18 protein-coding genes are annotated in these 22134 nt (G+C 69.8%); 13 read left to right on the forward strand and 5 right to left on the reverse strand.

Annotated elements, in window-relative coordinates; all coding sequences use genetic code 11:
• Entirely contained in the window at positions 1-1488 is a 1488-nt protein-coding gene (locus Q0C41_RS05385) for a TrkH family potassium uptake protein (protein WP_291981645.1), read from the reverse strand.
• Positions 1489-1508: 20 nt separating this feature from the next.
• Entirely contained in the window at positions 1509-2852 is a 1344-nt protein-coding gene (gene trkA / locus Q0C41_RS05390; RefSeq protein ID WP_291981647.1) for a Trk system potassium transporter TrkA, read from the reverse strand.
• 91 nt (positions 2853-2943) lie between these two features.
• Between trkA and Q0C41_RS05395 the strand changes: the two genes are divergently transcribed.
• The 5 genes from Q0C41_RS05395 to Q0C41_RS05415 all read left to right on the forward strand — a co-directional run bounded on the left by Q0C41_RS05395 (position 2944) and on the right by Q0C41_RS05415 (position 11886).
• Positions 2944-3483, forward strand: coding sequence for a PepSY domain-containing protein (locus tag Q0C41_RS05395; protein WP_291981649.1), 540 nt, complete (start codon positions 2944-2946; stop codon positions 3481-3483).
• A complete protein-coding gene (gene recQ / locus Q0C41_RS05400; protein WP_291981651.1) occupies positions 3480-5327 on the forward strand; it encodes a DNA helicase RecQ in 1848 nt (615 codons plus the stop codon). Before Q0C41_RS05395 ends, recQ begins: the two co-directional genes overlap by 4 nt.
• A 315-nt stretch (positions 5328-5642) precedes the next feature.
• Positions 5643-9212: a DNA polymerase III subunit alpha gene (locus Q0C41_RS05405; protein ID WP_291981653.1), complete on the forward strand. Its 3570-nt coding sequence runs from the start codon at positions 5643-5645 to the stop codon at positions 9210-9212.
• A 437-nt stretch (positions 9213-9649) separates the two neighbouring features.
• Positions 9650-10675 (forward strand): 4-hydroxythreonine-4-phosphate dehydrogenase PdxA, encoded by a 1026-nt coding sequence (gene pdxA / locus Q0C41_RS05410; protein ID WP_291981654.1) that lies wholly within the window; start codon positions 9650-9652, stop codon positions 10673-10675.
• On the forward strand, positions 10672-11886 hold the full coding sequence (locus Q0C41_RS05415) for a four-carbon acid sugar kinase family protein (RefSeq protein WP_291981656.1): 1215 nt from the start codon (positions 10672-10674) through the stop codon (positions 11884-11886). Before pdxA ends, Q0C41_RS05415 begins: the two co-directional genes overlap by 4 nt.
• A gap of 45 nt (positions 11887-11931) precedes the next feature.
• On the opposite strand, the gene Q0C41_RS05420 is transcribed toward Q0C41_RS05415, so the two are convergent.
• Both Q0C41_RS05420 and Q0C41_RS05425 read right to left on the reverse strand, forming a co-directional pair.
• Positions 11932-12918 (reverse strand): hypothetical protein, encoded by a 987-nt coding sequence (locus Q0C41_RS05420; protein ID WP_291981658.1) that lies wholly within the window; start codon positions 12916-12918, stop codon positions 11932-11934.
• Positions 12919-13030: 112 nt separating this feature from the next.
• Positions 13031-14164, reverse strand: a complete 1134-nt coding sequence (locus Q0C41_RS05425) for a tRNA-dihydrouridine synthase family protein (protein WP_291981659.1) — start codon at positions 14162-14164, stop codon at positions 13031-13033.
• An 84-nt stretch (positions 14165-14248) separates the two neighbouring features.
• On the opposite strand from Q0C41_RS05425, the gene Q0C41_RS05430 reads away from it, so the two are divergent.
• The 5 genes from Q0C41_RS05430 (at position 14249) to Q0C41_RS05450 (ending at position 18646) form a co-directional block, all read left to right on the forward strand.
• Complete coding sequence (locus Q0C41_RS05430) at positions 14249-14617, forward strand: STAS domain-containing protein (RefSeq protein WP_291981661.1); 369 nt, start codon at positions 14249-14251, stop codon at positions 14615-14617.
• A gap of 5 nt (positions 14618-14622) precedes the next feature.
• A complete protein-coding gene (locus tag Q0C41_RS05435; protein ID WP_291981663.1) occupies positions 14623-15054 on the forward strand; it encodes an ATP-binding protein in 432 nt (143 codons plus the stop codon).
• A 6-nt stretch (positions 15055-15060) separates the two neighbouring features.
• Positions 15061-16695, forward strand: coding sequence for a PP2C family protein-serine/threonine phosphatase (locus Q0C41_RS05440; protein WP_291981665.1), 1635 nt, complete (start codon positions 15061-15063; stop codon positions 16693-16695).
• Positions 16696-16984: 289 nt separating this feature from the next.
• A complete protein-coding gene (locus tag Q0C41_RS05445; protein WP_291981666.1) occupies positions 16985-17854 on the forward strand; it encodes a hypothetical protein in 870 nt (289 codons plus the stop codon).
• A 78-nt stretch (positions 17855-17932) separates the two neighbouring features.
• Positions 17933-18646 carry a hypothetical protein gene (locus tag Q0C41_RS05450; RefSeq protein WP_291981668.1) on the forward strand — a complete coding sequence of 238 codons (714 nt, stop codon included), beginning with the start codon at positions 17933-17935 and terminating at the stop codon, positions 18644-18646.
• Positions 18647-18858: 212 nt separating this feature from the next.
• Here Q0C41_RS05450 and Q0C41_RS05455 read toward each other — a convergent pair whose 3' ends face one another.
• Positions 18859-19362, reverse strand: a complete 504-nt coding sequence (locus tag Q0C41_RS05455; protein ID WP_291981670.1) for a YajQ family cyclic di-GMP-binding protein — start codon at positions 19360-19362, stop codon at positions 18859-18861.
• A 140-nt stretch (positions 19363-19502) separates the two neighbouring features.
• Here Q0C41_RS05455 and Q0C41_RS05460 point away from each other — a divergent pair, with 140 nt between their 5' ends.
• Genes Q0C41_RS05460 through Q0C41_RS05470 form a run of 3 tightly spaced genes read left to right on the forward strand, consistent with a single transcriptional unit; the run spans position 19503 to position 21955 of the window.
• Positions 19503-20699, forward strand: a complete 1197-nt coding sequence (locus tag Q0C41_RS05460; protein WP_291981672.1) for a CaiB/BaiF CoA-transferase family protein — start codon at positions 19503-19505, stop codon at positions 20697-20699.
• A gap of 38 nt (positions 20700-20737) precedes the next feature.
• On the forward strand, positions 20738-21283 hold the full coding sequence (locus Q0C41_RS05465; protein WP_291981673.1) for an SET domain-containing protein-lysine N-methyltransferase: 546 nt from the start codon (positions 20738-20740) through the stop codon (positions 21281-21283).
• A 12-nt stretch (positions 21284-21295) separates the two neighbouring features.
• Positions 21296-21955 (forward strand): YqiA/YcfP family alpha/beta fold hydrolase, encoded by a 660-nt coding sequence (locus Q0C41_RS05470; RefSeq protein WP_291981675.1) that lies wholly within the window; start codon positions 21296-21298, stop codon positions 21953-21955.
• Positions 21956-22134: the final 179 nt, after the last annotated feature.

Raw genomic sequence — 22134 nt, forward strand, 5'->3', positions numbered from 1 at the left:
TCAGACGCGGGCGTGTCGCGGCTGGGCCGACCACTGGCCCGAGCGCCAGACCTCCGGGCGCAGGATCACCAGCACCGTCAGCACCTCGAGGCGGCCGATCCACATGGCCAGCGTCAGCGTCACCCGGCTCACGGGATGCAGGTCGGCGAAGTTGCCCATCGGGCCGACCTGATTGAACCCGGGGCCGATGTTGCCCAGGCAGGCGATCGAAGCGGTGAGCCCGGTCATCATGTCGGCGCCGAGTCCCACGACCACGCCGGTGCAGATGGAGAACACCAGCAGGTAGAACAGGAAGAACACCACCACGCTGTTGAGGACCGACTCGGGCACCACCCGGCCATCGAGCTTCACGGGGAGCACGGCCCGCGGGTGCAGCGTGCGGCGCAACTCGCGCAAGGTGTAGCGCGCCAGCAGCACATGCCGCACGACCTTCGGCCCGCCGCCGGCCGATCCGGCACAGCCGCCGATGAACATCAGCACGAGCAGCACCATCTTGGCCTGCTCGTTCCACAACTGGAAGTCGACGCTGGCAAACCCGGTCGTCGTGAGGATCGACAGCACCTGGAAGAGGGCCGTCCGCGTGGTGGTCATCAGCGAGGGGCCCGTGCCGAGTGCCAGCACGAGCAGCACCGTGGCCAGCACCACGACCCCCGCGTACGCGCGCAGTTCCTCGTCGCGGGTCAGCACGTCGAGGCGGCCGCGCGCCAGCGCCCGGTACTGCAGGGCGAAGTTGGCGCCGGCCAGGAACATGAAGACGATGATCACCCACTCGGCGGCGGGGTTCTGATACCCGGCGATCGACTGCGGATGCGGCGAGAAGCCCCCGGCCGCCAGCGTGGCCAGGGCGTGACACGTGGCGTCGAACAGCGAGAAGCCGACGGCCCACAGCGCCAGCACCTGCAGCAGCGTCAGGCCGGCATAGACCTGCCACAGCAGCAGGGCCGTGCGGCGGATCTGCGGGCTGACCTTCTCGTTGCTCGGGCCTGCAGCCTCGGCGAAGAACAACTCGCGGCCGCCGATGGCCAGGCGCGGCAGCACGGCGACGAACAGCGCGATCACCCCCATGCCGCCGAGCCAGTGCGTGAGGGCCCGCCAGAACATGAACCCCCGGCCGTACGGCGAGAAGTCGCGCAGCACCGTCGCGCCGGTCGTCGTGAGGCCCGACATGGCCTCGAACAGGGCGTCGATTGGCCCGAGGCCCGCCCACACGAAGGGCAGCGCGGCCAGGTGGGCGATGAGCAGCCAGGACAGCGCCACGACCGCCAGCCCCTCGACCCGGCGCATGCCCTCGACGGCACCTTCGGCGTCGCGTCCGCCCGCGCTGCGCATCAGGTGTCCCAGCGCGGTGGTGACGATGGCTGCGCCCAGGAAGCCGATCGCATCGTGCCATTCGCGATAGAGCACCGCGACCAGCAGCGCCGGCAGGAACATGGCGCCGAAGAACCGCACGATGACGCCACCCACGTGGACGACCAGGGACAGGCGCATGGGTCAGTCGCCGGGCGCGGTCACGGTGTCCCGCGCAGGAAGTACTGGCGCACGCGGTCTGCGGCCTCGCGTGTCGCGAAGACCAGGATGCGATCGCCCGGGCCGATGCGATCCTCGCCGCGCGGCACCACCGCGTGGTTGGCGTGCAGGATGGCGGCGATGATGGCGTCTTCGGCCGTGCCGATGTCCTTGAGCTGCCGTGGCTCGAACGTCGGCCCCAGCGTCAGCTCGAAGACCCGGGCCTCGCCGTGTTCGACCACCGCCAGCAGGCTCGTGGTGCCCCCGGCGATCTGATCGAGGATCGACGCCACCGCGGCACCGCGGGCCGAGATGGCCACGTCGATGCCGACCCGCTCGAACAGCCGGAGATTCGAGGGCCGGCTGACGCGCGTGATGATCTTCGGTACCCCGAGCTGACGGCCGAGCAGGGAGGCCAGCAGGTTGCGCTCGTCGTTGTCGATCACCGACACGAGCACGTCGCTGCCGCCGACGTGCTCCGACTCGAGGAACTCGAGGTCGGTGCCATCGCCGTTGAGCACCAGCGTGCGCGTCAGTTCGGCCGCGAGCAGGGCGCCGCGGGCCGGGTCGCGCTCCAGGATGCGGAGATCGCAGGTGGGCATGGCCTCGAGCCGGCGCGCCAGCTGCAACCCGACGTCGCCCCCGCCGATGATCGTCACTTCGAGCCGGCCGCCGGTGCGCCCCGGGTTGAGCAGGGTCTCGACCTCGGACATGGCCTCCGGGGTGCCCATCAGGATGATCTTGTCGCCCGCCGCCAGCTGCGTGTGGCCGCGGGGCACCGAGATCAGGCCGCCCCGCTTCATGGCCACGATGAGCGACCCGCGCGGCATCCGGAGGCGCGACACCGGCGCGGCCGTGAGCGGCGAGTCTGCGGCCAGCCGGTACTCCAGCAGGCGGACGACGCCGCCGGCGAAGACCTCGGCGTCGATGGCGCCCGGCGCCGTGACGGTGCGCTCGATGTCGGCGGCCAGCTGCGCCTCGGGCCAGATGACCCGGTTGACGCCGAAGGCCCCGAGTCCGCCCGGGCCGCCCTGGGCATCGAGGAAGTCGGCGCGCGAGACGAGGCAGATGGTCTGCGGGTGCCCCAGCCGGTTGGCGATGGCGCAGGCGACGATGTTGACTTCGTCCAGGCCGGTGGCGGCGACGAAGAAGTCGGCGCGTGCCATGTCGGCCCGCGCCAGGACGTCTTCACTCGTGCCGCTGCCGAGGAGGAATTCGACGTCCAGCGACTGGAAGACGTCGGCCACGGCCGGGTCGTGATCGATGACGAACACTTCGTGGTCGGCGGCCAGCGCCCGCGCCAGCCCCTGGCCGATCTGGCCACCTCCCGCAATCACGATGCGCACGCGTCGCCCTGCACGGCGCGGAGCGTAGCACGGTGCGGGCGGCGCCGGGCAGGCTGGTACGATCGGCGCCGCGCCTTGCGCGTCCCCGGGCATGACGTTCAACGTACTCACTCGACGCCTCCACTACTGGCTGACGGCCGTCCTTGCCGCGCCGCTCCTCGTCGTGATCGGGTCCGGCCTCCTGCTGCAGACCAAGAAGCACGTGGGCTGGGTCCAGCCGCCGGAGCAGCGGGGCACGGGCACCGTGCCGGCCCTCGACTTCGACGGCATCCTGTCGAGCGTGCGGCAGGTGCCCGACGCGCAGGCGACCGGGTGGCAGGACATCGCGCGTCTGGACGTGCGTCCCGATCGGGGCCTCGTGAAGGTGCTGCTGCGCAGCGGGTGGGAAGTGCAGGTCGATCTCGGCAGCGGGCGCGTGCTGCAGTCCAGCTACCGGCGATCGGACGTGATCGAGTCGCTGCACGACGGCTCGTTCTTCGCCGGCGAGATCAGTCGGCTCGGCGTCTTCCTGCCCGCCGGCCTGGCGCTGCTGGGGATGTACCTCAGCGGTCTCTGGATGTTCTGGGTGCCGATCGCGGGCCGGCGTCGCCGACGGCAGCGTTCGGCGCCTGATACGATCGCCCCTGCGTGAGTTCGACCCTCGCTCCCTCCTCCTCCTCCTCCCTCGAAGACGTGCTGGCGCGCTACTGGGGCTACACCCAGTTCCGGCCACATCAGCGCGAGGTCATGGAGGCCATCCTCGGTGGCCGCGATTCGCTACTGGTCATGCCGACCGGTGGCGGCAAGTCGCTGTGCTTCCAGGCGCCGGCGCTGCTCAAGCCCGGGCTGGCGGTGGTGGTGTCGCCGCTCATCTCGCTGATGAAGGACCAGGTCGACGGCCTCACCGCCAACGGCGTGCCGGCGGCCTGCTACAACAGCGCGCTCGACGACAGCGAGAAGCGCGCCGTCATGCAGGGCGTGCGTGACGGTCAGACGCGGCTGTTGTACGTGGCGCCGGAGCGGCTCGTCGGCGACGGCGGCGATCGGTTCGTCCGCTTCCTCGCGCAGGTGGGGGTCAGCTTCATCGCCGTCGACGAAGCGCACTGCATCAGTCAGTGGGGGCATGATTTCCGGCCCGAGTACCGCCGGCTCGGGCAGATTCGCACGCTGCTGCCGCAGGCGAGCATCCATGCGTTCACCGCCACCGCGACGGGGCGCGTGCGCCGCGACATCCTCACGCAACTCGGGCTGCGCGATGCGCTCGAGGAGGTCGGGTCGTTCGATCGTCCCAACCTCGTGTATCGCGTGCTGCTGCGCGACCAACTGAAGAAACAGGTGCTCGAGGTGCTGGCGCGGCATCGCGGCGAGGCGGGCATCCTCTACTGTCCCTCGCGCAAGGAAGTCGATGCGCTGGCGGCGTGGCTGGTGGAGGAGGGCTACGGCGCGGTGCCGTATCACGCCGGCCTGACCTCCGACGAACGGGCCCGCAACCAGGACGCCTTCCTCACCGAGCAGGCCGCTGTCGTCGTCGCCACGGTGGCGTTCGGGATGGGCATCCATCGGTCCAACGTGCGCTTCGTGGTGCACACGGGGGCGCCGCAGTCGCTCGAGCACTACCAGCAGGAGTCGGGGCGTGCGGGTCGCGACGGGCTCGAAGCCGAGTGCGTGCTGATCACGTCGGGGGCCGACTTCCTCAAGTGGCGCGTGATGCTCGAGAAGAATGGCGAGCTCACCGACTCGGCGCAGGGACTGCTGCGCGACATCGAGCGCTACACCGCCAGCACGCGGTGCCGGCATCGGCATCTGGTGCAGTACTTCGGCGACACCTACGATCGGGACGACTGCGGTGCCTGCGACGTGTGCCTCGGCGAACTCGAGATCGTCGACGATGCGGTGACCATCGCGCGCAAGGTGCTGTCGTGTGTGGCGCGGGTGGAGCAGCGGTTCGGCGCGGCGCACGTGGCCAACGTGCTCGTCGGCAAGACGTCGGAGGCGGTGACCGCGCGTGGACACGCGCAGCTGAGCACGTTCGGGTTGTTCTCGGGCGTGCCGGTCACCGAAGTGCGCGGCTACATCGAGCAGCTGACGGCGCTGGGCTTCCTGCGCCAGACGCCGGGCGACTACCCGGTGCTCGTGCTCTCGCCGGAGGGACGCACGCTGATGCGCGACGGCACCAGCGAGCCCCCGGTGGCACTGTTCCGGCAGAAGCGCCGGTCCAAGGATGCCGGCCCACGGCGATCGCGCGTGGAGACCGAGTCGTGGGAAGGCGTCGACCGCGACCTGTTCGAACGCCTGCGCGAGGTGCGCCTGGCCCTGGCCCGCGGGCGCGGCGTGCCGCCGTACGTCATCTTCCACGACACGACCCTGCGCGAGATGGCCCGGCTGCGCCCCAGGTCGGCCGAGGCCCTCCGCGACATCTATGGGGTCGGCCAGCGCAAGGCCGAAGATGTGGGGCCTGCCTTCCTCGAAGTCATTTGTGGGGCAAATGCCTCGTAAATTTAGTCCTTTACGTCTTCTCTTCGCCTGATCCATCCTCTGTCAGTTCGTTGTCGCTGGGGGTAGGGCCGCTTCTCCGAAGCGGCCGTCCGAGAGCCCGAGGGGCTCTTTTTCTGGCTTGCGACTTTCGCTTTTTCTTTGCATGTGACGGCCGGGTCGGAGACCCGGCCCTACCCGGTGCCCTACCCGGTGCCCGGTGCCCGGTGCCCGGTGCCCGGTGCCCGGTTCCCGGTGCCCGGTTCCCGGTGCCCGGTTCCCGGTGCCCGGTGCCCGGTGCCCGATTTCCGGTTCCCGATTCCCGGTTCCCGATACCTGATGTACGTCGAGCTGCACACCTCATCGGCTTTCTCCTTCCTCGACGGTGCGTCGTTGCCCGAGGCGCTCGTCGAGCAGGCGCGCGCGCTCGGCTACGACACCCTGGCGCTGCTCGACCGCGACGGTGTCTACGGCGCGCCGCGGTTCTACCAGGCGGCCCGCAAGGCCGGCCTCCGCGCGCTCGTCGGGGCCGAAGTGACGATGCAGACGGGCAGTGGCACACGGGCGTCGGCCCCCGCGTCGCTGCATGCGCCGCTCATCTGGCGCCTGCCGCTGCTCGTGGCCTCGGCGCAGGGCTATCGCTCGTTGTGCCGGCTCATCACCCGGATGAAGCTGGCCGCAGCGAAGGGGCAGGGCGCGCTGACCGTGCGCGATCTCGATGGGCACATCGACGGCCTCATCGCCATCGTCGGGCGGCCGATGCTGGCGGCCGATCGCCATGGCGTGGCCGGGCTGCTCGATCAGATCGTCGGCGTGTTCGGCCGGGCCCAGGTCTACGTGGAGATCCAGCGGCATCTCACGCGTGACGAGGAAGTGGACAACCGCATCCTGGTGGCGGCGGCCGAGGCGTATCGCGTGCCGATCCTCGCGACCAACGGCGTGCGCTTCGCGACGCCCGAGGCGCGGCCGCTCTACGACGTGCTCACGTGCATCCGACATGGCACGACGCTCGCGCATGCCGGGCGTCGGCTCGCGGCCAATGCCGAGCGCTACCTGAAGTCGCCCCGGCAGATGCAGGCGCTCTTCAGCGATCTGCCGCAGGCGGTGACCAACACCCAGGTGCTGGCCGAACGTCTGGATTTCACGCTGGCGAATCTCGGCTATCGCTTTCCCGACTACCCGGTGCCCGAGGGGGAGACGCAGGTCTCGTTCCTCCGGCGCATCACCGAGGCGGGCGCGCACTGGCGGTACCGGCCGTTGTCGGAGAAGGCGCGGCGGCAGATCGCGCGTGAACTCGATCTGATCGAGAAGCTCGATCTCGCCGGCTACTTCCTCATCGTGTGGGACCTCGTCAACTTCTGTCGGCAGCAGGACATCCTCGCGCAGGGGCGAGGGTCGGCCGCCAACAGCGCGGTGTGCTACAGCCTGGGCATCACGGCCGTCGATCCCGTCGGCATGGAGCTGCTGTTCGAGCGCTTCCTGTCGGAGGAGCGCGGCGAGTGGCCCGACATCGACCTCGATCTCCCGAGCGGCGATCGACGCGAACAGGCCATCCAGTATCTCTACACGCGGTATGGCGAGCGCGGTGCGGCGATGACGGCCAACGTCATCACCTATCGTGGCCGCAGTGCGGCGCGCGAGGTGGGCAAGGTGCTCGGGTGCCCGACCGAGATGATCGACACGCTCGCGAAGGTGATGAGTCCCTTCGAATGGCAGGACCCGAAGGACACGCTGGCCCGCCACCTGCGGGAACTGGGCGTCGATCCCGACCTGCCGCAGATCCAGCAGTTCGGCGATCTGTGGATGCAGATGCAGGACATCCCGCGGCATCTCGGCCAGCACTCCGGCGGCATGGTCCTGTGCCAGGGGCGGCTCGACGATGTGGTGGCGCTGGAGCCGGCGAGCATGCCGGGACGCGTGGTGGTGCAGTGGGACAAGGAAGACTGCGCCGACATGGGCATCGTCAAGGTGGACCTGCTCGGGCTCGGCATGCTGGCCGTGCTGCAGGAAGCGATCACCATCGTCAACACGACGGCGGCCGACGAAGCACGCGCCAGCGGACACGACACCGAGGCCACGCCACCGGCGACGATCGATCTCGCGCACCTGCCGCCGGACGATCCGGTCGTCTATCAGATGTTGCAGGAGGCCGACACCGTCGGGCTGTTCCAGGTGGAGTCGCGGGCGCAGATGGCGACGTTGCCCCGCCTCAAGCCGACCTGCTTCTACGACCTCGTGGTGGAGGTCGCGATCATCCGGCCGGGGCCGATCGTCGGCCAGATGGTGCATCCGTACCTGGCGCGGCGCCGCGGCGACGAACCGGTCGTGTACGCCCATCCGTCGCTCGAGCCGATCCTGAAGCGCACGCTCGGCGTGCCGCTGTTCCAGGAGCAGTTGCTGCGCATGGCGATGGTCGTGGCGGGATTCTCGGGCGGCGAGGCCGAGGAACTGCGCCGGGCGATGGGGTTCAAGCGATCCGAAGCGCGCATGCGACAGATCGAGGGACGATTGCGATCGGGTATGGCCGAGCGCGGCATCACGGGCGAGACGGCCGAGAGCATCCTCCGGTCGATCTCGTCGTTCGCGCTCTATGGCTTCCCCGAGTCGCACGCCGCGAGCTTCGCGCTGATCGTGTATGCCAGCGCGTACCTGAAGGCGTACTACCCGGCGGCGTTCTACACGGCGCTGCTCAACAACCAGCCGCTCGGGTTCTATCACCCGGCGACGCTGATCAAGGATGCCCAGCGGCACGGTGTCCGCTTCCTGCCGGTGGACGTGCAGCACTCGGCCTGGGCGTGCCGCATCATGGCCGACGGCGCCGTGCGACTCGGCTTCTGCATGGTGCAGGGGCTGCGGGAGGAAGTGGGACGCACGCTGGAAACAGGCGCAGGGCTCAGGGCGCAGGGCTCGGTCCTGACGTCTCAGGGCTCAGGGCTCAGGGACGCGGCGGCGGAGATCCTGCGCTGCCCGAAGTGTGGCGCCGACGATGCGTCGATGTTCGAGGTCGAAGCGCGGGCGGATGGCCGTCACGTCTATTGCGGCGTCTGCGCCCACGACTGGGAGGACGAAGAGCGCCGGACACCGGGCTCCGGGCACCGGGCACCGGGCCCTGCCGCCGCGTCCGCCGCCGCCGTGGCGAAGGCCGACAGCCGACTGCCGACGGCCGTGTCCGTGCGGTGGTCGTCGCTCGACGCCCTGGTGGCGGTCACGGGCATCCGGCGTGATGAACTGAACACGCTGGCGAGTCTCGGCGCTCTCAATGCGTTCGGCACCGATCGGCGCGGTGCGCTGTGGGAGGCCGAGCGCGTGGTGCGGCCGACGGGTGATCTCTTCGCCTTCCTCGACGAGGAGGCGCCGCCGGTGCGTGTGGGTAGGGCCGAGAAGGGTAGGGTCGAGAAGGGTAGGGCCGGCTCTCCGAGCCGGCCGTCACCGGTGCCCACGCAGGCCACCCCCGACGCTGTTCCGACGGCCGACGAGAGTCCCCTGACCCCGATGACGCCGATGGAGCGCATCGTCGCCGACTACCGCGGCAGCGGCGTGACGATCGGGCCGCATCCGATGTCGCTGCGGCGCGCCGACCTGCGCCTGCGCGGCGTGTTGCGTTCGGACGAACTCGTGCGCACCCGTGGCGGGCGTCGCGTGCGCGTCGCTGGCGCGGTGATCACGCGACAGCGTCCGGGCACGGCCAAGGGCATGGTGTTCCTCACGCTCGAGGACGAGGCGGGCCTGGCCAACGTCATCATTCGCCCCGACGTCTTCGATCGGCAGCGGCCGCTGATCATGCGCGCGCCGTTTCTCGTCGTGGAAGGCGTGCTGCAGCAGCAGGAGGGCGTGACCTCGGTGCGCGCCGAGCGGGTCATGGGCTTTGCCGGCGATCAGCCGCGGACGCCGTCGCACGACTTCAGATAGGCTCAGGGCTCAAGGCTCAGGGCTCAGCACAGAAGGCTCAGGGCTCAGGGCTCAAGGCTCAGCACAGAAGGCTCAGGGCTCAAGGCTCAGGGCTCACCACAGATAGGCTCAGGGGCTCTGGGCTCTGGGCTCGAGCATCGCGGCACGCGGGGCCCGGCCACGACCACGCGGAGGAGCGGGTGTGGCGCCACCTGGACACGTGCCAGTGATCGTGTGCGGGTGCCTCTGGCTCTACACCGACGCCTTTGCGGCGTTGCAGACCCAGCACTTGAAGGTCGGTCACCCCTGGCCATCAACGACTGAGCCCGGAGCCCTAAGCCTTCCGTGCTGAGCCCTGAGCCCTAAGCCCTGAGCCCTTCCCTATTGAGCCCAGAGCCCGGAGCCCTGAGCCTTCCGTGCTGAGCCCAAAGCCCTGAGCCTTGAGCCTACAATCCCCCATGCCATTCCGGCCCCTGCTGGCGATCACGATGGGCGACCCTGCGGGCGTGGGGCCCGAGATTCTTCTCAAGGCCCTCGTGCGCCCGGCCATTCACGAGCGGTGCCGGCCGCTGGTCATCGGTGACACGCGCATCCTGCAGCGGGCGGCGGAGATGGCCGGACACACGGGCCCGGCGCCGCGGTTCGAGGTCGTGCCTCACCCCCGCGACGCGAAGTTCGACCACGACCGGATCACCGTGCTGGACCTGGCCAACGCGCCTCCCGCCGACTGTCTGATCGGACAGGTGAGCGCGGCGAGCGGCCGGGCGTCGGTCGAGTACGTGTTCGCGGCCTGCGATCTCGCGCTGCAGCACGAGGTCGACGCGATGGTCACGTCGCCGATCAACAAGGCGGCGATGAACCTCGGCGGCCATGCCTATGCCGGGCACACGGAACTGCTCGCGGCCCGCACCAGGGCCGGCAAGGTCAGCATGCTGCTCGTGGGACCGTCGCTGCGCGTGGTGCACGTCAGCACGCACGTCGCGCTCGAGGAGGCGATCGGTCGCGTCACGCGGCAGCGTGTCGGAGAGGTCATCGACCTGGCTGCCGAGGCCTGCCGCGCGCTCGGCATTGCCACACCGCGCATCGCCGTGGCCGGCCTCAATCCGCACGCCGGCGAGGGCGGGCTGTTCGGGTCGCAGGAGGCGCGTGAGATCGTGCCGGCCATCGAGGATGCGCGCGCGCGCGGCCTGCACGTGTCCGACCCCCAGCCGCCCGACACCGTGTTCCTGCGCGCCGTGCGCGGCGCCTACGACATCGTCGTGGCCATGTACCACGACCAGGGGCACATCCCGATGAAGCTGCTGGCGTTCGACGAGGGCGTCAACGTCAGCCTCGGCCTGCCGATCATTCGCACGTCGGTGGACCACGGGACCGCGTTCGACATCGCGGGCACCGGCGTGGCGAGAGACGAGAGCCTCGTCGCGGCCATCGACGTCGCGCTGCAGATGGTGCGGGCACGCGCGGCGACGCCTGCCGGATCGTGACCGGGCGGCTCGCGATCCTGGCCGATGACCTGACCGGCGCGGCCGACACCGGTGCCGCGTTCGCGGCCGCGGGACGGCGCACGGTGGTGTTGCTGTCGCCGGATGCCTTGGCTCCGCCGACCGCAGACGTCCTCGTGCTCACCAGCGAGTCGCGCGCCCTGGCGCCAGAGGCTGCCGCCGAGGCCACACGGCACTGCGCGAGACGTATCGCCGCCTGGCGTGAGGGCGACGATGGTATGCGGGTCTACAAGAAGATCGACTCGACCTTGCGGGGACATCCGGCAATCGAGCTCGAGGCCGTGATGGACACCCTGAGTGAGCGGACCGCGCTCGTCGCGCCGGCGTTTCCCGCGCAGGGTCGCACGACGGTCGGCGGCCGTCAGTACGTGCACGGTGTCCCGATCGAACAGACCACCGTCGGGCAGGCTGACGTCCCCTCCGATCTCCGGGCCGTGTTCCTGCGAGCGGCGGACGGCGCCATGGTGGTGCTGTCGCGTGATGACCTGCGGCAGGGGCACGACCACCTTGCCGGGCGTGTCGCGCAGGAGCGCGGCGTCCGCCTGTGGCTCGCCGACGCGGAGGACGACGCCGACCTCGCGCTGCTGGCCGCCGCGGCGCTGGCGTCGCCCCTGCGTGTGCTGTGTGGCTCGGCCGGGCTGGCGCGAGCGATCGCCCTCGCCGGCGCGAGCCGACAGGCCTCATCGCCCGCGCGGGTGTCCTGGCAGGACGGACCGGTGCTGGTGGTGGCTGGCAGTCGACACCCCGCGACGGCGGCGCAGGTGGACGCGCTGCAGCGACGCGGCGTGGTCGTGGTGCGCCCGGACGTGTCGTCGATCGAAAGCGACGACCCGTCAGGAGCCGCGCAGACGATCACGCGCGTGGTCGACGCCCTCGCGTCATCGCCCTCCGTCGTCCTGTCGACGACAGGACTCCCGGACGTGTCTGCCGCGCCCGTCGTCGTCGCCGCGCGGCTCGCGTCCCTCGTGGCTGCGGTGTGCGCGCGCGTCCGCGTCGGGGGACTCGTGCTGACCGGCGGAGACACGGCGTCGGCCGTGTGTCAGGCCCTCGGATGCGGGAGCCTGTGGCTGACCGGCGAACGACAGCCCGGCATCGCGACCGCGACGCTGATCGGCGGCCGTCACCCGGACCTGCCCATCGTCACCAAGGCTGGCGGCTTCGGCGATGCGTCCGCCTTGAGCCCAGAGCCCTGAGCCCCCTTCCCGAGCCCTGAGCCGTGAGCCCTGAGCCTTGATCCCTCAGGCCAGTGTCACATCCAGCACTCGCGCGCCGGGGCAGTCTGCCGCCAGCCGAGCCACGAGCCGTGCGCGTGCCTCGGGCGTTGCCGCCAGCACGGTGAGCGATCCACCCGCGCCACCGGCCCCGTTGACCTTGACGCCGAGCGTGTCTGGTACGGTCACCGCAGCGATGATCGCGTGCGCTTCGTGGTTGACCAGCGACGGGTGCAGCGCGGCCTGCGCCTCGGTGTTGCGCGTGAGGACCGCGCCGTAGCGGGCCAGGTCGCCCGCCTGCAACGCCTCGGCGCCGTCGCGCGCGCAGCGACGCAAGGCCTCGAGGCGCGGGTCGTCGGGGCCCGCGTCGGCCAACTGGCGGACGACGAGGTCGTGCACCGCCGACGAGTCATGCCCGCGGGAGAGCAGCACCACGAGCAGTTGCGCCTCGAGCGCCGCGCCCGTGCCGGGCGGCAACGCGATCGCCGCGCGCGTGGCCAGGGGGTAGGCGTCCATGGTGATGAGGTTGATGCCGCCGGCCGCCGCCGCCCACTGGTCCTGGATGCCGCTCTGCTGACCCAGCCGCTCGGTTTCGACGACGTGGGCGCGGCGTGCGAGCTGTGCGGGGGCGATCGGCAGACCTGCGACCTGTGCCAGCGCCGCCAGCACGCCGACGCACACACTCGCCGAGGTGCCCATCGAGGCGCCGGGCGGCACGTCAGACCTCACGTCCAGGATCCAGGCGCCGGGCGGAACCCCCGCCTCGTCGAGGCAGGCCGCAATCAGCGGGTCGGGCGTCGCGCGCGCGTCGAGCCCTGGCGTCCACCGCCAGGCTCGGGCGAAGTTGCCGAGCCGCACCACCACGCCGGGCGGCCCGTCGACGGGCTGCACGGTGACGTCCACTCCGGGCCAGACCGCCAGGTGGCAGACCAGACCGTGCTGTGCGAACCACGTGTCGGTCCAGCCGCCGAGGTCGGCGATCCGCGTCGGGACCGAGATGGAGATCGGGGACATGGCAATTTCAGAATCTCAATTTCAGATTTCAGAATGTCACCACCACCACCTCGGCACGTCGAGGATTGGTGGTGGTCATGCAATTCTGAAATTCGAACTTCTGCAATTTCCCCTACCCCGCCGCTGGAGTCTCGGTCGGGTGACGCTGGCGGCTGTCTCGATCGTCACGGCGATCGCGCGGATCGTCCGGCGGATCGGGCACGATGTCGGCCGGCAGGTCGCCGGGAATCAGCTCGTCGCCGGCCATGAGGCGGTCGGCGATCCAGCCGTGCACCTCGGGTTCGGGGCGAGCCAGCAGGGCCTCGAGCGGCGAGCTCGGCGAGGCGAAGACCGCGCGCTCCTGCATCGGCACGTACGACCCATCTGCCTGGCGGGGGATGTGTCGGCACCACAGGCCCAGGTGCCACACGAGGAACGGCCGCAGCCGCGTGTGCCCCCGCTCGTCGTCGCCGAAGTGTTCCTTCGCGAGACGCACGTATTCGCGGTAGATGGCCAGTCGGCCCTCGGGGGAGTCGTCCACGACCTGTCCGAGTGCTTCGGCGAAGATCCACGGCTTGATCAGGGCACCGCGGGCAATCATCACGGCCTGGACGCCCGAGAGGGCCCGTCCACGCGCGATGTCCTCGGGAAAGAGGATGTCGCCGTTGCCGACCACGGGGATGCGCACGGCCTGCGCGACCTCGCCGATGGCCACCCAGTCGGCGGCGTTGCGATAGCGGGCGCTGCGCGTACGGCCATGCACCGTGAGGGCGTCGGCCCCACCGGCTTCGGCCGCCCGTGCAACATCCACGGCGTTTCGCTCGTCTTCATTCCAGCCGAGACGAATCTTGACCGTCACCGGCACGGGCCCGGCGCCCTCCTTCATGGCGGCCACCAGGCGTTCGATGCGGCGCGGCTGACGGAGCAGGGCCGAGCCGAGCCCCCGACGGGTGAATTCGTCGATGGGGCAGCCGAGATTGAGATCGACGAAGTCGGCCCCGCGAGAGGCCACCAGCTCGGCCCCCCACTTGAGCTCGTCGGGGGCTCGGCCGGCCAGCTGGACGCCGAAGCAGCGTTCGTCGGGCGCGCGCTGGATCAGCGCGAACTCGCCCCTCCGGCGATGCTGGAGGCTGCGGACGACGGCCATTTCGCTCATCGTGACCGTGGCCCCGAGGGCCTGGCACAGGCGGCGATAGGGGAGGTTGCCGCCCTTGGTCATGGGGGCCATGACGAGGGCGGGACCAGACAGCACTGAGATGACGGACATCGGCGGCCGTATGATACGTGGTGGAAGGGTGGCCGAGCTCGAGCTTTGCGTCTACACTAACGGCCACTCGGACGAGGAATTCTGATGCCTCACCCGTTCAAGGTGCACCGGTCCGCCGAAGGCGACGTCTCGGTGCTACATCTCGAGGGCTTTCTCGACGCCCATACCGCGCCGGTGTTCGAACAGGCCATCCAGGCCGAGCTCGACGCCAGCCGCCCACGACTGATCGTCGACGGCGAGAAGCTCACCTACATCTCATCGGCTGGCCTCGGCGTCTTCATGGGGTTCATCGAGCAGATCCGCGAGCAGGGCGGCGACCTCAAGATCTGTGGTCTCAGCCCCAAGGTTCGGCAGATCTTCGAGATTCTGGGCTTCCAGGCCATCTACGACATGGTCGACACGGTGCCCGACGCCGTCCAGCGCTTCACGACCAGCCCCACCCGGGAGGCATGAACGCCATGACCTCCCTCGAGCGGACGTTGACCCTGACGGTGCCCTCGGCCACCGAGAATCTGGCCCTGATCAGGGATTTCGTCGTCAACGTCGGCTCGCAGGCCGGACTCGGAGACGACGACGTCGCCAAGCTCGAGCTCGCGGTGGACGAGGCCTGCGCCAACGTCATCGAGCATGCGCACGGGCACGACAGCAACAAGGAAGTGACCGTCCGCGCCACCTTCGACGCGGCCACCCTTCGCATCGAGGTGGTGGATGAAGGCCAGGGCTTCGACCCGACGATGATGCCCGCCACCCCGGTCGAGCAGATGGTGCACGACCGGCGCACCGGGGGCCTCGGCCTGCGCGTGATGAAGTCGCTGATGGACGAGGTCTCCTACGAGATCGTTCCCGGCGAGCGCAACCGCCTCCGCCTCCTCAAGCGCATCCAGAAGTAGCACCTCGTGGCGCATGTCTCCGTCAGTCGCCTCGAATCCCTCCTGGAATCGGCGCAGCTCCTCCACGCCTCGCTCGACCTCGACAACCTGCTGAAGCACCTGCTGCGCACCGTGATGGGGCGCCTGCTGGTGACGCGTGCCGTCATCGCCATCGACGTCGGCGACGGCCTGCGCGTGGCCATGGCGCGCGGCGTCACCGATGCGCCGGTGGGATCACGCTTCGACGCGGCGAGGGCATCGGCCCTCGGCCTGCCGCAGCAGATGCCGATCGGCCTGACGCCCGCCGTGGGGTTGCTGGCGACCGCGCCGCCGGCGCGGCCCATCGTGGACGAGGAGGAACGCGGCTTCTTCGAGGCGCTGCTGGGCATTGCGGCCACCGGCATCAGCAACGCCCACTCGCATGCGCAGGCGACGCGTCTCAACCGCGACCTCGATCGGAAGATCCAGGAACTACGCACGCTGATGGAGCTCGGGCGGGCCTTCTCGCGCGTCAGCGAGGTCGAGGAGGTCGCGCGCATCTTCGGGCTGACGCTGGCGGGGCAGTGGATGGCCACCCGCTACGCCATCGCGGTGTGCCGTGACACGTTCGGCACCGTGTCACGCCAGCAGGGCGTGAAGCTGCCGCCGCTGTCGACGTACATGGACGCGCTGCATCACCTGCCGGAAGCGTCGCTGGTCAGCGACCTGCAGGATGGCGACCTGCGCACGCTGTTCGAGGCCCACAAGCTGCACGTCGTGTTCTCGCTGCGCAGTGGCGAGCAGGTGTGCGGGTTCGCGGCGCTCGGGGCACGGCCGGGCGGCCAGACGTACGCGTCGGCGGATCTCGAGCTCGGCGCCGGCATGGCCGCGCAGGCCGTCGTCGCCTTCGACAACTGCTGGCATCTGCGCGAGATGCTGGACAAGAAGCAGTACGAGAAGGAGCTGGCGGTGGCCGCCGGCATTCAGCAGGGGCTGTTTCCCGCCACGCTGCCCGACCTCGACGGCTTCGACGTGGCCGCGATGAACCGTCCGGCGCAGCAGGTCGGCGGCGACTACTACGACGTGCTGACGCTGACCGATGGCGTGTCGCCGGCCTGCCTGTTCTGCGTGGCCGACGTCTCGGGCAAGGGACTGGCGGCGTCGCTGCTCATGAGCACGATCCAGGCGACGCTGCGCGCACTGCTCGGCCGCGAGGACTCGCTGGCCGAACTGGCCTGCCGCACCAACGAGCTGCTGTTCGCGACGACGCCCGGCAGCAAGTACGCGACCGCCGCACTCGTCATGGCGCATCCGGCCACCGGCGAATGCCGCTACGTCAGCGGCGGCCACACCGAGACGCTGCTGCTGCGCGCCAGCGGCGAGCGCATCTGGATGGGCGCCACCGGTGTGCCGCTCGGCCTGTTCCCGGGCATGACGTGGGAGGAACTGTCGTTCACGCTCGGTGCCGGTGACGTGCTGGTGCTGTACTCGGATGGTGTGAGCGAGGCCCAGACGGCGGTCTTCGACGAGTTCGGCCCCGAGCGCCTCGCCGACATCGTCGAACGCGAGCGCGCACAGCCCGCCTCGACCATCATCGATGCCATCGTCGCCGCCATCGATGCGTTCGTCGAGGGCGCGCCGCAGTTCGACGACATCACGTTGATGGTGGTCAAGCGCACGTAGTTCGGGAACCGGGAACCGGGAACCGGAAACCGGGAGTCGGGAGGCGGAGACCGCCGACCGCCGACCGCCGACCGCCGAACGCCGAACGCCGAAGGACGAAGGACGAAGGACGAAGGATGCTGCTGTAGGCGTCGAGCTTCAGCTCGACGCGTGGCACCAGCGTGCGGGGCTACAGTCGCCGGCGGAGCCGTCCGGCATCGCCAGGCGTCGCGGCCGCAGAGTGATCGCGAGCAGACGGGAGGCGGCCGCCCCCGGAAGAGCGACGGTAGACAGACGCAAGGAGTAAGTCATGACCAACGGATTCGCTCGCGCACGTGGGTGCATGGTGGTCGGGGCGCTGGTCTCGAGCGTGTCGCTGGCGGGGGCGGATCGGATGGAGGGAGCGGCCTCCTCGGCGCCGCAGGCTGTCGCGACACCTCGGGTCACGGTCGGCATCAGCGGGGCCGGCGTACAGGCCCCGGCGTCCGGCGCGCCCGCGACGCTCGCCGTGGCCTCGGGGCCGCCGAACTTCGGCGTGCCTGTCGAGGTACGGGCAATCACCGACGACACGCGCCAACCGCAGGCCGTGATCGTCAACGTCGGGTCGCGCGACATCCACGTGGTCGAGTTGGCCGTGTATCGCCCTGGCCGTGATGGCCTGTGGGAGTTGGTCGGCAGCAGCGGGCAGTTCGGCATCGAGGGATGGGGACCGGGCGTGGAGCGGCGCTCCTCAGCCGCGGGATGGCGGCCCGACGACGGCAGCGTCCTCGTGCCCACGATGGCCTTCTTCGACGACGGGACCGCGGTGGGGAGGCCGGAGACGATCGAGGGGGCCCGGTCGGAGTCACGGTCGAGTCTCGCGGCGCTCGACGCGCTGCACCACGCGTTCGACGCCTTTCCCGATCCTGTCGGAGGCGATCAGGTGCAGGCGCTGATCGACCACATCGCCCTCGCCTTCGCGCGCGTGCCGTACACGCCCGAGGGGCGGGCCAACCACGAGTTCCTGAACACGATCGCCGAATTGAAGCGCCTGACATCGTCGGCGCGGCCGACCGGCCTGTCGATCGAGGACGGCGTGGCGAAGGCCCGCCAGCGGGTCGCGAACTCCCTCGACATGCAACGTCGCCTGCCCGTGTTGCAGAAGGACTCGACGCGGAAGACCGGTACAGGAGTGCCGTAAGGCACGCGGTCAGCCGAGGTCGGTTCGCCGATCGACACTGCGCCAGACTGGGCCTGCGTCCACTTCAGGGAGGGCGACATGCGCGAACAACGTGTTGCGATGGCAGCGGCCTGTGGCCTCACGGCGATGCTGGCGGCCACGGCGGCACGCGCGCAGCAGGCATCGAGTGCCGTGCCCCTGGTGCTCGAGTTCGTCGATCCTGCGCCATTCGGCATTTGGTCGCCCAGGCCCACGCACCGTGTGGTTGCGCGCAATGCGTCGGGCAAGGTCGTGGTGGCGTGGGGCGCCGAGGTGTCGCGCCGCGATCGAGGGGCCCGGCTGCGGCCCGTCACGGATGTGGTCGTCCGGCCTCGCCTGGTGGACCGTTCGGCACAGACAGCGCTCGACGGCTTTGCCGTGCCGGGTCCGGCGCCGGAGTACGGCGCGCGAGTGACGTTCGCCCTGTTCGACGACGGCACGTGGGCGGGTCGCGGGTCGCTCGCCCGTGCGCAGGTCGCGTCGATGCGCGAGGAGTATGCCGCTCTCCGGGCCATCGGCGAGGTGCTGGCACGAGTGCACGAGCACCCCACGCGCACCGACGTGAGTCGGGCCTGCGCGCATCTGTCCCGGGGGCTCGCGATGGCCTCGTTGCCAGCTGTGCGTGGCGTCTACGAGAACGTGCTCACGACGCTGGCGCGCGCGCTGGACGACGACGTGCGGGGCGATCGCACGATCGGCCAGATGCTGTGGCAGGCGCGAGGCACGGTGACCCGTCGCCTGGACGCCTTCGCGTCGCTCGCATTCGTGAGATAGGACGAGTCGTGATGGTGACGCCGGCTGGGACAGCCGGCCCTACCCGCGCGGCTCCCGATGCCCGCTGTGGTGTGCGCGGTAGCCAGCGCCCGGTTCACGGCGTGCGGTGCCCGGTGCCCGGTTCCCGATGCCCGATGCCCGGTGCCCGGTCTACGGTGCCCGGTTTACGGTGCCCGGTTTACGGTGCCCGGTTCCCGGTTCCCGGTTCCCGATCACGATCGGTAATTGCCAAACATCAACTCGATGTCGAAGTCGTGGGCGCGCAGTCGCTTCATCGCCTCCTGCAGTTCGTCCTTCGAGTTCGAGCTGACGCGGACCTGCTCGGCCATGATCGTGGCCTGCACCTTCTTCATGCCCTCGTCCTTGAGGAACTTGACGATGGCCTTGGCGGCTTCGGTGGGGATGCCCTGCTGGAGGGAGACGACGCGGCGGACGGCGCTGCCAGCAGCCATCTCCTTGTCGCCGAGCTTCATGTTCTTGATCGGCACGCCGCGCTTGAACATCTTGCTCTGCAGCACCTCCCACACCGCCGACAGCTTGTAGTCGTCGTCGGCCAGCAGGGTGATGGTGCTCTTGACCTTGTCGAAGTCGATCTCGATGGTCGCGCCCTTGAAGTCGTAGCGTTGCCCGACCTCCTTCTGCGCCTGGTTGACGGCGTTGTCCACTTCCTGCAGGTCCACCGTGGAGGTGATGTCGAAACTCGCGCTGGCTGCCATGGGGGGAATAGTAAACAGAAATGCCGCGATGCCGAATGCCGGAATGCCGGCCGGTCGAAGGGAGAAGGGAGAGGGGAGAAGGGCGAAGGATGAAGGGCGAAGGCCCAAGGCCCAGGGACGAAGGCCGCTAGAATGAGCCCGTGACCGCTCCGCTGGAGGGCCTGCGCGTCCTCGAACTCGGCCAACTCATCGCCGGCCCCTTCTCCACCATGCTGCTCGGCTACTTCGGGGCCGACGTGATCAAGGTGGAACCCCCCGATGGCGGGGATCCCCTGCGCACGTGGCGGCACGTCCACAACGGCACGGCGCTCTGGTGGTACGCGATGGGGCGCAACAAGCGCTGCATCACCGCCGATCTCCGGCAGGAAGAGGCGCGGGCCCTGATCCGCCGGCTCGTGGAGCAGTGCGACGTCGTGGTCGAGAACTTCCGGCCCGGCCGTCTCGAGGCCTGGGGCCTCGGGTACGAGGCGCTGAAGGCCATCAACCCGCGCATCATCATGGTCCGCATCTCTGGCTTCGGGCAGACGGGCCCGTATGCGCGGCGCCCGGGTTTCGCGGCGGTGGCCGAGGGCATGGGGGGCCTGCGCTACGTCAACGGCTTTCCCGATCGCCCTCCGGCCCGCGCCAATCTCAGTCTGGGCGACACCATCGGCGGCCTGCACGCGGTGCTGGGGCTCCTGCTGGCCTTGCATCATCGCGACGGCAAGGGCACCGGCGAAGGTCAGGTGGTGGACGTGGCGCTCTACGAGTCCATCTTCAACCTGATGGAGTCGTCGCTGCCCGAGTACGCCACCGCCGGCGTCGTCCGCGAACGGCACGGGTCCACGGTGAGCGGCATCGTGCCGACCAACGTCTATCCGTGTGCCGACGGTCGCTACATCATCATCGGCGGCAACGCCGACAGCATCTTCAAGCGCCTGATGCGGGCCATCAACCGACCCGATCTCGCCGAGGACACAGGTCTCGCGACCAACGATGGGCGTGTGCCGCAGGCGGCGCGGATCGACGACGCCATCGGGGCGTGGACGTCGGCGCGACCCTACGACGAGGCGTTCGCCACCCTCGACGCGGCCGACGTGCCGTGCGGGCCGATCTACTCGGTGGCCGACCAGATGACCGATCCGCACTTCGCGGCGCGGGGGCTGATCGAACACGTGACGGTGGCCTCCGGCGAGGACGTGGTCATCCCGGCGATCGCGCCGCAGTTGTCGGCCACGCCTGGACGCACGACATGGCCTGGGCCACCACTCGGCGCGCACAATGCGGAGGTCTACGGCGACATGCTGGGCCTCTCGGCCGAGACCCTCGACGATCTGAAGACGCGTGGCGTGATCTGAGCCTGCTACAATTCCGCAGTTCTTACGGAGGCACCTGGTTGGCCAAGCGCACCACGTCCCGCAAGGGAAGCACCAACGGCAAGACCCCTCGTTTCGACCTCGCCCCCCTCGTCATCGACGGTTCCCGCATCAAGTTGCGCTCCCGTGTCGCTGGCCAGATCGTCAAGCTGCCGGACGACCTGCCGCTTCCGCAGATCGAACGCCGACGCAGTGGCGTGCATGGCTGGGGCGTCTTCGCGCTCGAGCGCATCCCGAAGAACACGCGGATCATCTACTACTCGGGACAACTGGTGCCGGCCAAGGAGAGCCACGATCGTGAAGTGGCCTACCTCGAGAAGGGCTGCATCTGGTGTTTCGAGTTGAGCAATCGCTGGGCAGTCGATGCGAAGTTCGGCGGCAACGTCTCGCGCTTCATCAACCACGCGTGCAAGCCCAACTGCTACAGCCAGATCATCGACAGCATCATCTGGATCCGCGCCGGCCGCACCATCGAAGCCGGTGAGGAACTGTCGTACAACTACTACACCGGTGGCACCGCCGAGATCCCCTGTCAGTGCCGACCCGGCTGCAAGGGCATGATCTAGAACGCCGGCATCGTGATCTCACGCGTCATCTATCTGCACGGCTTCGCCTCGTCGGCCCAGTCGACCAAGGCCCGGTTCTTCGGCGAGAAGTTCGCCGACGTCGGGATCCCGTTGGTGGCGCCCGACCTGAACGCGCCCGACTTCGGTACGCTCACCGTCACGCGCATGCTGGGGGAAGTCGGGAGCGTCATCGCCCAGGGCCCTCCGGGGCCCGTCGCGCTGATGGGATCGAGCCTGGGCGCCTTCGTCGCCTGGCACGCGGCGGCCCGCCTCGGCCCCGTGTTGCCTCAGCATCCGATCGGGAAGCTGGTGCTGCTGGCGCCGGCCGTCACGTTCGGCCGCAATCGCCAGCAGGACTTCGGGCGCGGCGTGGTGGACGAGTGGGAGCGCGCGGGCACCCGCGAGTTCTTCCACTACGGCGAGAACGCCCCCCGCCAACTGCACTACGAGTTCTATCGCGATGCGCTCACGTATCCCGCGGCGCACGCCCAGGTGCAGGTGCCCACGCTCATCTTCCAGGGCATGCAGGACGACGTGGTCAAGCCGCAGGGCGTGATCGAGTTCTGCCAGGGACGCCCCAACGTCTCGCTCCGTCTCATGCGCGACGGCCACCAGTTGCTCGTACACCTCGAAGAGATGTGGCGGGAGACGCGCATCTTTCTCGGCTGCTGAACGCGTCCCTCCGCGTCGCCGCGCTGCTGCTGGCGGCGGTGTGCGGCAGCGCCGCGTGTCAGGCGCCGAACGATACACGCGCTCCCCAGCCCACGCCCGCCGGGTCCCGCTCCACGCCGGACACGCGCCCCCCAGACGCCCTCGCGCGGCCCGACGATGACAGCGCGCGCACCGCGCTC

Origin of the sequence: Luteitalea sp. (assembly GCF_022842525.1) — a bacterium.
Classification (GTDB): Bacteria; Acidobacteriota; Vicinamibacteria; order Vicinamibacterales; family Vicinamibacteraceae; genus Luteitalea.

Bases quoted from the DNA above. Each gene is read 5' to 3' on its own strand.
- Q0C41_RS05385 (WP_291981645.1), bottom strand. From the start codon at position 1,488: ATGCGCCTGTCCCTGGTCGTCCACGTGGGTGGCGTCATCGTGCGGTTC.
- Q0C41_RS05395 (WP_291981649.1), top strand. From the start codon at position 2,944: ATGACGTTCAACGTACTCACTCGACGCCTCCACTACTGGCTGACGGCC.
- Q0C41_RS05405 (WP_291981653.1), top strand. From the start codon at position 5,643: ATGTACGTCGAGCTGCACACCTCATCGGCTTTCTCCTTCCTCGACGGT.
- pdxA (WP_291981654.1), top strand. From the start codon at position 9,650: ATGCCATTCCGGCCCCTGCTGGCGATCACGATGGGCGACCCTGCGGGC.
- Q0C41_RS05420 (WP_291981658.1), bottom strand. From the start codon at position 12,918: ATGTCCCCGATCTCCATCTCGGTCCCGACGCGGATCGCCGACCTCGGC.
- Q0C41_RS05425 (WP_291981659.1), bottom strand. From the start codon at position 14,164: ATGTCCGTCATCTCAGTGCTGTCTGGTCCCGCCCTCGTCATGGCCCCC.
- Q0C41_RS05430 (WP_291981661.1), top strand. From the start codon at position 14,249: ATGCCTCACCCGTTCAAGGTGCACCGGTCCGCCGAAGGCGACGTCTCG.
- Q0C41_RS05435 (WP_291981663.1), top strand. From the start codon at position 14,623: ATGACCTCCCTCGAGCGGACGTTGACCCTGACGGTGCCCTCGGCCACC.
- Q0C41_RS05445 (WP_291981666.1), top strand. From the start codon at position 16,985: ATGACCAACGGATTCGCTCGCGCACGTGGGTGCATGGTGGTCGGGGCG.
- Q0C41_RS05450 (WP_291981668.1), top strand. From the start codon at position 17,933: ATGCGCGAACAACGTGTTGCGATGGCAGCGGCCTGTGGCCTCACGGCG.
- Q0C41_RS05455 (WP_291981670.1), bottom strand. From the start codon at position 19,362: ATGGCAGCCAGCGCGAGTTTCGACATCACCTCCACGGTGGACCTGCAG.